This is a genomic window from Curtobacterium luteum, from assembly GCF_014646995.1.
Classification (GTDB): Bacteria; Actinomycetota; Actinomycetes; order Actinomycetales; family Microbacteriaceae; genus Curtobacterium; species Curtobacterium luteum.
In genome coordinates, this window is sequence record NZ_BMOI01000004.1 from 223,133 (window position 1) to 233,514 (window position 10,382).

Genomic DNA, 10,382 nt, shown 5'->3' on the forward strand with positions numbered 1-10,382 from the left:
GACTCATTCGTCTAGGCCGCGAGTGCGACCTGTGGGTTGATGATCGTCTCGTACTCGATCGGGGTCAACTTCCCGAGACCACGTTGACGTCGCTTCCGATGGTAGGTCGCTTCGATCCAGGTGATGATCGCCAGCCGGAGCTCCTCGCGTGTGGCCCAACGTCGCCGATTGAGGACGTTCTTCTGCAGCAGAGCGAAGAACGATTCCATCGCCGCGTTATCCGCACATGCGCCGACCCTGCCCATCGATCCGAGCAGGCCGGCGTCATCGAGCGCCCGGACGAACTTCTTCGACCGGAACTGGCTGCCGCGGTCCGAGCGAACGACTGTCCCGGCCGGGCTCCGTCGCTGCACCGCCATCTGCAGAGCCGCGACGGCGAACGAGGACCGCATCCGATCACCGATCGAGTAGCCGACGATGCGTCGCGAGCACGCGTCCTTCACCGCGCAGAGGTAGAGCTTCCCCTCACTCGTCGGATGCTCCGTGATGTCCGTCAACCACAACCGGTCCAGATCCGGCGCCGTGAACGCACGCCGGACCCGGTCGTCGTGCACTGGAGCGCCGGCCTTGCGGTTCAGGCCGCGCTTCTTCGCGTGCAGTGACCAAAGCCGCTGCTGCGAGCACAACCGCCACACCCGCCGCTCGGACACTCGATGGCCGGCGGCATGCATGTCGTCGGCGATGAACCGATAGCCGAACGTCGGATCGTCGCGGTGCGCGTCGACCGCGGCGTTGGTCAGATGCGCGTCGTCCCAGTCCCGCTGAGAGACCGGATCGGCGCGCCACCGATAGAACGCCTGCTTCGAGAACCCCAGCACCCGGCAGGCCACCGCGACCGGGATCTGGTCTGCGGCGAGTTCGAGGACCAGCGGGTAGATCATTTTGGGAGCTGGGACTGGGCGAAGTACGCCGCTGCCCGGCGGAGGATCTCGTTCTCCTGCTCCAGCAGTCGGATCCGTTTCTGCGCTTCCCGCAGCTCGGCTTGCTCGACCGCTTTCACGGACGGCGACGCGCCAGCACTGGTGCCGTCGTCGCGGTCGGCCAGCCGCAGCCAGCGGGCCAGGCAGGACTCGGACACACCGAAGTCCTTCGCGACCTGCCGCACCGACGTCTCGCCCTTCCGGGCGACCGCGATCACATCACGGCGGAACTCTTCCGGATACGCCTTCACCATGGCGCACATCCTTCCAGCAGGAGCCAACGCTCCTACCCGTCAGGAGTCAACCAAACCTGCAGCAGTCCCAGGCAACGAATCCCGACCATCGCCCGTAAATACATCCTCAACCTTTCCACCGCCGCCTCGTGCAGCCCACATGCGTGCCTCACACCGCCGTCACCACACCAACACGAACCGCCCCCGCGTCCCCCCAGCCTCCAACCGCTCATGCGCCTCCGCAGCCCGCTCCGCTGGCAACACCTCCGCCACCCGAGGCGTCAACGTCCCGCTCTCCACCGCGTGCCGCAACTGCTCGAGCTTGTCGAACGACCGGTACTCCGAGAACACCATCACCCGCACGAACTCGATCCCCCGCGACCCGTCGCCCTCCCATCCCCGCACGTCGAAGAACGTCCCGCCGTCCCGCACGGCATCCACCACCGCCGACCGCTGCAATGCGGCGTCGGCGAGCGCATCAACCCCGTCCGGCACGATCGCCCGGACCGCAGCAGCGAACCCGTCCCCTCGCGCCACGACGTGGTCGGGCCCGAGCGACCGCACCAGTGCTTCGTCGGCAGGAGCAGCATCGGCGATGACGGTCAGCCCCGCGGCTTTCCCGAGCTGCACCAGGTAGTTCCCGAGCAGCCCCGCCGCGCCCGTCACAGCGAGCGTCTTCCCCGGGGTCAACGACGGGTGCCCGAGGATCTGCAACGCGGTCAGACCGTTCATCGGGACCGTGGCAGCCTGCTCGAGCGACGTGCCGCGAGGCACCCGCGTGAACGACCCGACCGGCGCGACGAGCTCCTCGACGTACGCGCCGCCGTGCTCGCTGAGCGGCAACGCCATCGCCATGACCTCGTCGCCGACGGCCCACCCGGACACGTCCGGCCCGACCTCGTCGATCACTCCGGCCGCGTCCATCCCCGGCACGTACGGCGGCTGCGCTCCTGACGAGTCGCGCTGCCCGGCACGGACACCCGTGTCGGTCGGGTTCACGGCGAATGCCGCGACCCGGATCCGCACGGACCCGGCGCCGGCGTGCGGCTCCGGCACCTCGTGGACGGCGAGGGCCTCCGGCCCTCCGAACTCTTCGACTCCGATGACCTTCACCCGTCTGGTCTACGCGCGGATGCGCAACGCAACCTCAGCCGGTCGGGAGGCGCGGATCACCGCCGCCACGCGCCTCCAGTCCGGCGGCGAGCCGGCCACGATACGGACGAGAGGCACGGACCACAGCCCGCCACGCGCCTCCCGACCGACGGCAGGACTGGTCTTGTCGGCTCGTTCGGGTCCTCTCAGGAACGGCGCCGAGATCGCATTCCGTCTTGTGCCGCCCGAGCAGCCGCGTAGCGTTGCTCCTGCTTGCAAGCGCACCAGGGGGCATCTCGCTGCAGGAGTCCGCCGCATCCTCGAATCGAAAGACGGATGTGATCATGCGATCAACGAAACGAACCAGCGTGCGGGCTGCTGTCGCAGTCTGCGCAGTGATCGGCGCCATCTCCGGTTTCGGCACCACCGGTGCCGTCGCTGCAACACCTGCACCGACCGCCACCAATGTGCCGACTTCGACACCGACTGCTTCTGCGAAAGGCGCCGCACCGGCTCCATCAGCCGACCCGACCACGGACCGAGCCGGCGACGCCTCGGCTGCACCTCCGGACGGGCACTGGGTAGCGCTCGACCCGGTCACGGCAACCACTCCTGCAGTGCCGACGCACGTCTTGACGAAGGGCTCGTGCCCCTCAGGCACGACGAACTACTCCGGCTCGAAGCACCCCTACAGCTGCCTGGCGGTGTTCCTGGACGGTAGCCACCACCAGGTCGGCCTCCGCATCGGACGATCAGGGAGCGAGACCTCCGCGTTCGGCTACCTCCACGCTCTGCAGGACCACAACGTCGAGGAGCAGACCATCGAGCACGCGGTGCAGATCAACGCCGCTGGGGTCCTCCAGCCGAACAACCGTCGGCTGTACGGAGCTGAGTTCATCGCCAAGGGCAAGGCGACGGAGGAGTTCGTCGCGTTCGAAGAGCGTGCGCCGTCCTCGGCTTCACCGGACAAGTACGACCTGGGGATCGTGACTGCGTACTGCACCGCCGCGCCGAGCGGCCCCATCTCGCGGTGCCCGGACTGGGTGAACGACTCCCTGTGAAACCCGAACAGGTGCGGCAGCTCGCGATGTTCCTCCCGACAGACTGGGGACACGTCGGACCGTCGATCGTCCGACCGGGCGCGGCCCCACCCGAAGGGTTCGAAGGCACTCGCGCGTTCAACCCGAACGGCGGCCCTGCACCTTCGGTGAAGACACCGCTCCGGATCCTCGGAGCCACGTCGATCGCCACTGACCTGGTGCTTCGGCTGCACTTTGAGCAGTCGGACACTGCCTTCGTGATCGTGTGGGTCGTGGCCTTGGCGGGAACGTCGGGGGATGTGCCGCTTCGTGAAGTCTCGAGCAGTATCTGGGCCATGCTGCTGCGGCGAGTCTCGAGCGACCTGCTTTCCCAGACGGTCGTGACCAGCACCGGCGTCCGCCTGCTGATCGACTAGCTCCGCTTGTCAATCCCCGGTAGGAGCCGATCTGGTTCCTACCGGGGGCTCGATCGGGACCCGGTCCGGACCGCTGCTGCGAGGTGCGGAATGCGGCAAACGCCTGTCCCGGTGGATGACGGACCGGCACCGTGCCTCCAGTCCGCTCACCGGCGAGCGCCGCCGACGAAGCAAGCACCGCGCACCACCCAGCCACCCCGCCTACGCTCGAACGAATGCCCACCCCGCACGACCAGCCCGCCCCCAGCACCACCGCGCCCACCGACACCGCCACCCCCGACGGCTTCATCCGCGTCCGCGGCGCCCGCGAGCACAACCTCCGGGACGTCGACGTGGACATCCCCCGCGACCGCATCGTCGCCTTCACGGGCATCTCCGGCTCGGGCAAGTCGAGCCTCGCGTTCGGCACGGTCTTCGCGGAGGCGCAGCGCCGCTTCCTCGAGTCCGTCGCCCCGTACGCCCGCCGGCTCATCGCGCAGGGAAGTACGCCGCACGTCGACGCGATCACGGGCCTGCCCCCGGCCGTCGCCCTGCAGCAGCGCCGCGGTGCCCCGAGCACCCGCTCGACCGTGGGAACGCTGACGACGCTGAGCAACTCGGTCCGCATGCTCTACTCGCGTGCCGGCACCTACCCCGACGGCGCGACGCAGCTCTACTCCGACTCGTTCTCGCCGAACACGGTGGCGGGAGCGTGCCCGCGCTGCCACGGCCTCGGCACGGCGCACGAGGTGACGGAGGCCTCGGCGGTCCACGACCCGTCGCTGTCCATTCGGGAGGGTGCGATCACCGCGTGGCCGGGCGCGTGGCAGGGCAAGAACCTCCGCGACGTGACGGCGGTCCTGGGGTACGACATCGACCGGCCGTGGCAGGACCTGCCCAAGGAGGACCGCGACTGGCTCCTCTTCACCGAGGAGCAGCCGGTGGTCGAGGTGCACCCGAAGCGCGACCGGGTGGCGAAGCCGTACAAGGGACGCTTCTGGAGCGCCCGGCAGTACACGCTGCACACCCTCGCGGACTCGCAGAGCGAGACGCAGCGGAACAAGGCCCTGCGCTTCGTGGAGTCGGGCCCGTGCCAGTTGTGCGGGGGCTCGGGGCTGACGCGGGCGGCCCTCGCGGTGACGTTCGGCGGACTGAGCATCGCCGAGTTCAACGCGCTGCCGCTGAGCGAGGTCGTCGAGGTCCTCCGACCCGCCGTCGAGCTGACGGACCCGACGCCGGCGCAGAGCTCGGTCACGTCCGGCGAACGCTCGGAGGTGGCGCAGTCGATCGCGACGGACCTGCACGGCCGGATCGACGTCCTCATCGGGCTCGGCCTCGGGTACCTCGGGCTCGACCGGGCGACGCCGACGCTCTCCCCCGGCGAGACGCAGCGGCTCCGGATCGCGACGCAGCTCCGGTCGGGGCTGTTCGGCGTGGTCTACGTCCTCGACGAGCCGAGTGCCGGCCTCCACCCGGCGGACACGGAGTCGCTCGTGCAGGTGCTCGACGACCTCCGCGCGAGCGGCAACAGCGTGTTCGTGGTCGAACACGACATGGACATCGTCCGGCGGGCGGACTGGATCGTGGACGTCGGACCGGGCGCGGGCTCGGGAGGTGGTCGCGTCCTCTACAGCGGTCCCCCGGCCGGGCTCGCCGAGGTCGAGGAGAGCGTCACCCGCCGCTACCTCCAGCCCGGCGGCGAGCGCGCGGCGCACGAGCGACGGGAGCCGGTCGGTACCCTCGAGATCCGTGGTGCCGCGCTCCACAACCTGGACGATCTCGACCTCGACCTGCCGCTCGGCGTGCTGACGGCGGTGACGGGTGTCTCCGGCTCCGGCAAGTCCTCCCTCGTCGGCGGCGTCCTCCCCGCGATCGCCACCGAGCACCCGCTCATCAGCCGGGTCGTCGAGGTGGACCAGAAGCCCATCGGCCGCACGCCCCGCTCGAACCTCGCGACCTACACCGGCATGTTCGACGCGGTGCGCCAGGCCTTCGCCGCGACCGAGGACGCCCGGGAGCGGGGCAGGACCGCCGGGAGGTTCTCCTTCAACGTCGAGGGCGGCCGCTGCGAGGTCTGCCAGGGCGAGGGCTCGGTCTCCGTCGAGCTCCTGTTCCTCCCCGGCAGTTGGGCGCCGTGCCCGGAGTGCCACGGCGCGCGCTACAACGCCGAGACCCTCGAGGTCCGCCGCGACGGCGCGACCATCGCCGACGTCCTCGGCATGACGGTGGACGAGGCCGCCGATGCCCTCGCCGACCTCCCGGCTGCGGCCCGTGAGCTCACCGCCCTGAGGAGCGTCGGCCTCGGCTACCTGCGCCTGGGCCAGCCCGCACCGGAGCTCTCCGGCGGAGAGGCCCAGCGCATCAAGCTCGCCACCGAACTCCAGCGGGCGCGCTCGGGCCACACGCTGTACCTGCTCGACGAGCCCTCGACGGGTCTGCACCCGGCGGACGTGGAGCTCCTCACGGCCCAGCTCGCCCGGCTCACCGACGCCGGCAACACCGTGGTCGTCGTGGAGCACGTCATGTCCGTCGTCGCGCAGGCGGACCACGTCGTCGACATGGGTCCGGCCGGCGGCGACGAGGGTGGCCGCGTGGTCGCCTCCGGCACGCCTGCGGAAGTCGCTGCCGCCACCGGCAGCCGCACCGCGCCCTTCCTGCGGGCGGCGCTCGGCGCCTGACCCACCGGCCTGGAGGCGCGGCGCACCCCCGCCCCGCGCCTCCCGCCCGTCGCCGGGTCGCGCTCACCGACCAGACGCAACCCGCCCGTCCCAGAACGCAACCCGCCATCCCGGACGCAACCCGCCCACCACCGGGTCCCGCCCACCAGCCGGACGCAACCCGCCCACCGGCCGGACACCATGCCTCCAGGCCGCGCCTTGGTCCCGCATCAGCCCCCGCACCAGACCCGGCCGCCCCGCCGAACGATCGGTGGCAGTTCCGGTGCGCGATCCCCGATGTCCGCGCACGAGAACTGCCAGCGATGAGAAGAAAGACCATCCTCCGATCGGAGGATGCCCCTCCACCGGACCGGCCGAACCGCCGCCGACCCCCACCCGTCAAGCTTTACCCATGCCCGACACCCCAGCCATCGAGGTCCACCGCCTCGAGAAGCAGTACGCCACCGGCAAGCGCGCCGTCGACGACGTGTCCTTCACGATCGCCGCCGGCGAGACCTTCGCCCTCCTCGGCCCGAACGGCGCCGGCAAGACCACCACGGTCGAGGTCCTCGAGGGCTACCGGACCCGCACCGGCGGCGAGGTCCGCGTCCTCGGCCACGACCCGGCACGATCGAGCCGCAGCCACAACGCACGCATCGGCATCGTGCTGCAGACGAGCGCGGAGTCGCCGAACGTCACGGTGGCCGAGCAGCTTCGGCACTTCGCGACGCTCTACCCGCGGCACCGCAGCATCGAGGAACTCCTCGCTGCGACGGGCCTCGAGGCGCAGCGCAACACCCGCGTCAGCCGGCTGAGCGGCGGGCAGCGCCGGCGCGTCGACGTGGCGCTGGGGATCATCGGCCGACCGGAGGTCCTGTTCCTCGACGAGCCGACGACGGGCTTCGACCCCGAGGCCCGCCGGCAGTTCTGGGAGCTCCTCCGCCGGGTGCAGTCGGAGGGCACGACGATCCTGCTCACCACGCACTACCTCGACGAGGCAGCGCACCTCGCGGACCGGGCTGCGGTGATCGCGGACGGGAGGCTCCTCGACGTCGCGCCGATCGCCGAACTCGGCGGCGAGGCAGCACGGACGCCGCTGATCCGCTGGCGTGACGATGCGGGCACGCTGCACGAGGAACGCACGCACCACACGACGCAGTGGATCCGGAGCACCTCGGAGCCGATGCACGACCTCGAGGTCATCCGCCCGTCCCTCGAGGACGTCTACCTCGACATGGTCGGGACCCGCTGATGGGCACCGCGATCATCGGGCTGCACCGCGTCGGATACGAACTGCGCTCGTACTTCCGCGCGCCGGACGCAGTCTTCTTCACCTTCCTCTTCCCGATCGTGATGCTCGCGCTCTTCTCGGTCGCGTTCAGCAGCGCGCCGGACATCCAGGCGGGCCCGGGCGTCAGCGTCGACTACGCCACGTACTACCTCCCCGGCCTCGTCGCCACCGGCCTCCTCCTCTCCGGCACCCAGGCGCTCGGGGTCGACATCGCGGGCGAGCGCAGTGACGGCACGCTGAAGCGGCTCGGTGGAACGCCGCTCCCGGTGCTGTCGTACTTCGTCGGCAAGATCGGCATGGTCCTCGTGACCTCGGTGCTGCAGACGGCGATCCTCCTCGCGGTCGCCCGACTCGTGTTCGGTGTGGACCTGCCGACGGCGGGCAGCCGCTGGTGGACCTTCGCGTGGATCATGCTCCTCGGTATCGCCACGAGCAGTGTCCTCGGGATCGCGATCTCGGCGCTCCCCCGCGAGGGCCGACGCGCCACGGCGACGATCGTCCCCGTGGTCCTCGTCCTCCAGTTCATCTCCGGCGTGTACCTCCCCTTCACGCAGCTGCCGGACTGGCTCCAGGACGTCGCGAGTGCGTTCCCGCTGCGCTGGATGGCGTCGGGCATGCGGTCCGTGTTCCTGCCGTCGCAGTTCGCATCGGCCGAGCCGGGAGGCGCGTGGCACCTCGGTTGGGGAGCACTCATCCTGGCAGCATGGCTGGTCGCGGGCGTCGTCGTGTGCCTCCTGACGTTCCGGTGGAACCGCAAGGACGCCTGATGCCGCCTGTGGAGAACTCCCCCCGGGCGGCCGGCCGGTGGGATGCTGGGGCGATGGACCGGATCACGACGCACCGCAACTGGGGCCTGCACGTGGCCGTCGGTGCGACGCTCGCGCTCGTCGCGGTCCTCGCCGTGCTCGGCTGGTCCCCGTGGCCGACTCGCTGGCCGGCCTTCGCGATGCTCGCCGTCCTGGCCCTCGCCTACGCCGGGTTCGGGTGGCGCGGGTACGAGGACCGCCGGGCCGCCACCGCCTTCGTCCCGCTCCTGGTCGTGGCCGCGCTCGTCCTCCCGGCCACCGTCCCGAGCACCGCGTTCGTGCAGTGCATCTTGTTCCCGGTCGCCTGGTGCCAGATCGAGCGTGTCCGGACCTCGCTCCTGGTCTCGCTGGCGATCGGCGTCGCGGCGGGTGTCGGCCTGCAGATCGCGTCGGGGCCGTCCGCCCTCGTCAGCACCGTCCTCATCGAGGGCGTCAGCATCGCCGGAGCCTGCGCCCTCGGGCTCTGGATCACCCGCATCGCCCGGCTGTCCGACGAGCGGCGCCAGCTCATCGAGGAGCTCCGCGCCACGCAGGACTCCCTCGCCGAAGCGCACCGTCGCGCCGGGGTGACGAGCGAACGCGAACGCCTCGCCCGCGAGCTGCACGACACCGTCGCCCAGAACCTCGCCGGCATCGTCATGCTCACCGAACGTGCACGGGGCGACCTCGCCGCTGACCGGGTCGATCGGCTCGATGAACGCCTCACGATCCTCGAGGAATCAGCCCGCGCCGCGCTCGAGGAGTCCCGCACCCTCGTCGCGGCCGGCTCAGCCGGGATCGCCGGCGACGGCCTCGGCGCCGCACTCCACCGCCTCGGAGAACGCTTCGCCCGTGAGACCGGTGTCCCGGTCTCGGTCGACGCCCCGGACTGCGCCCTCGACCGCGACACACAGGTGGTGCTGTTGCGCACCGGCCAGGAGGCACTGGCCAACGTCCGCGCGCACGCCGACGCCGCCTCGGTGCACGTCCGCCTGCAGGTGGCGGCCGAGCAGGTCAGCCTGCGGATCAGCGACGACGGCGTCGGCTTCGACTCCGCGGTCCCGACCGCGGGTCACGGGCTGCGCGGCCTCCGCGAGCGGCTCGCCCTCGCGGGCGGCACCTGCACCATCACCTCGAGCCCGGGGCGCGGCACGGTCGTGGCGGTCGCCCTGCCGACCACGCCCGATCCGGCGACCCAGCGCAGCGCCGCTCCCCTGTCCGGAGCAAACCGGTGATCCGCGTCGTCGTCGCCGACGACCACCCGATCGTCCGCAGCGGCATCGTCGCGCTCCTCCAAGAGGCCGATGACGTCGAGGTCGTGGGTCAGGCGACTGACGGCGAAGCTGCCGTCGCGATCACGCTCGCAGAACGCCCCGACGTCGTACTGATGGACCTCCGGATGCCGGGCCTGAACGGCGACGCCGCCACCGCCCGCATCCTCGCCCGAGAGCCCGGCATCCGGGTGCTCATCCTCACCACGTACGAGTCCGACGACCAGATCCTCGCCGCGATCGAGGCCGGCGCCGCAGGCTACCTGCTGAAGGCCGCACCCGAGTCCGAGATCCTCGCCGGCGTGCGTGCCACAGCCCGCGGCGAGACCGCGCTCGCGCCGTCCGCGATGGCGGCCCTCGTCCGGCGCACCACCGGCAAGCCGATCGCCGGGCCGTCCCTCTCGCCCAGGGAGTTCGAGGTGCTCCGCCTCGTCGCGCAAGGGAACTCGAACCCTGCGATCGGCCGACAGCTCTTCCTCAGCGAGACCACCGTGAAGACGCACCTCGGGCACGTGTTCGAGAAGCTCGGCGTCAACGACCGCACGCGTGCCGTGACCCGAGCGATGGAGCTCGGCCTCCTCCCCTGACCCCACTCGGCGCGAGAGAGCGGAACCGGTCCGTGAACGCAGAAAACCCCTGACCACGTGGTGGTCAGGGGCTCCCTGGTGTTGCAACGTTGAGTCCGGCGGCGTCCTACT

General features: G+C 70.9%; 9 protein-coding genes. 7 read left to right on the forward strand and 2 right to left on the reverse strand.

Annotated features, from left to right (window positions below; translation table 11 throughout):
• Positions 1–11: 11 nt before the first annotated feature.
• Positions 12–1,174, reverse strand: a protein-coding gene (locus IEY20_RS06885; protein WP_175329572.1) for an IS3 family transposase whose coding sequence is annotated in 2 segments (ribosomal slippage) — positions 12–889 and positions 889–1,174 — 1,164 coding nt in all. Because the reading frame shifts where the segments join, the coding sequence is not laid out codon by codon here.
• 159 nt (positions 1,175–1,333) lie between these two features.
• Positions 1,334–2,266 carry an NADP-dependent oxidoreductase gene (locus tag IEY20_RS06890; protein WP_175329571.1) on the reverse strand — a complete coding sequence of 311 codons (933 nt, stop codon included), beginning with the start codon at positions 2,264–2,266 and terminating at the stop codon, positions 1,334–1,336.
• Between the two features lie 596 nt (positions 2,267–2,862).
• Here IEY20_RS06890 and IEY20_RS06895 point away from each other — a divergent pair.
• From IEY20_RS06895 to IEY20_RS06925, 7 genes are all read left to right on the forward strand, one after another.
• Entirely contained in the window at positions 2,863–3,306 is a 444-nt protein-coding gene (locus tag IEY20_RS06895; RefSeq protein ID WP_175329570.1) for a hypothetical protein, read from the forward strand.
• Positions 3,303–3,701, forward strand: coding sequence for a hypothetical protein (locus IEY20_RS06900; RefSeq protein ID WP_175329569.1), 399 nt, complete (start codon positions 3,303–3,305; stop codon positions 3,699–3,701). The genes IEY20_RS06895 and IEY20_RS06900 overlap by 4 nt, the downstream gene beginning before the upstream one ends.
• A 215-nt stretch (positions 3,702–3,916) precedes the next feature.
• On the forward strand, positions 3,917–6,358 hold the full coding sequence (locus IEY20_RS06905) for an ATP-binding cassette domain-containing protein (RefSeq protein ID WP_188888998.1): 2,442 nt from the start codon (positions 3,917–3,919) through the stop codon (positions 6,356–6,358).
• A 391-nt stretch (positions 6,359–6,749) separates the two neighbouring features.
• Positions 6,750–7,589: an ABC transporter ATP-binding protein gene (locus IEY20_RS06910; protein WP_175329567.1), complete on the forward strand. Its 840-nt coding sequence runs from the start codon at positions 6,750–6,752 to the stop codon at positions 7,587–7,589.
• Positions 7,589–8,395, forward strand: a complete 807-nt coding sequence (locus tag IEY20_RS06915) for an ABC transporter permease (protein ID WP_175329566.1) — start codon at positions 7,589–7,591, stop codon at positions 8,393–8,395. The genes IEY20_RS06910 and IEY20_RS06915 overlap by 1 nt, the downstream gene beginning before the upstream one ends.
• A 53-nt stretch (positions 8,396–8,448) precedes the next feature.
• A complete protein-coding gene (locus tag IEY20_RS06920; RefSeq protein WP_175329565.1) occupies positions 8,449–9,648 on the forward strand; it encodes a sensor histidine kinase in 1,200 nt (399 codons plus the stop codon).
• Entirely contained in the window at positions 9,645–10,271 is a 627-nt protein-coding gene (locus IEY20_RS06925) for a response regulator transcription factor (RefSeq protein ID WP_175329564.1), read from the forward strand. Before IEY20_RS06920 ends, IEY20_RS06925 begins: the two co-directional genes overlap by 4 nt.
• Positions 10,272–10,382 lie beyond the last annotated feature (111 nt).

What these genes read in the sequence shown, in the direction of transcription:
- IEY20_RS06910 (WP_175329567.1), top strand. Translation starts at nt 6,750, where the DNA reads ATGCCCGACACCCCAGCCATCGAGGTCCACCGCCTCGAGAAGCAGTAC.
- IEY20_RS06920 (WP_175329565.1), top strand. Translation starts at nt 8,449, where the DNA reads ATGGACCGGATCACGACGCACCGCAACTGGGGCCTGCACGTGGCCGTC.
- IEY20_RS06905 (WP_188888998.1), top strand. Translation starts at nt 3,917, where the DNA reads ATGCCCACCCCGCACGACCAGCCCGCCCCCAGCACCACCGCGCCCACC.
- IEY20_RS06915 (WP_175329566.1), top strand. Translation starts at nt 7,589, where the DNA reads ATGGGCACCGCGATCATCGGGCTGCACCGCGTCGGATACGAACTGCGC.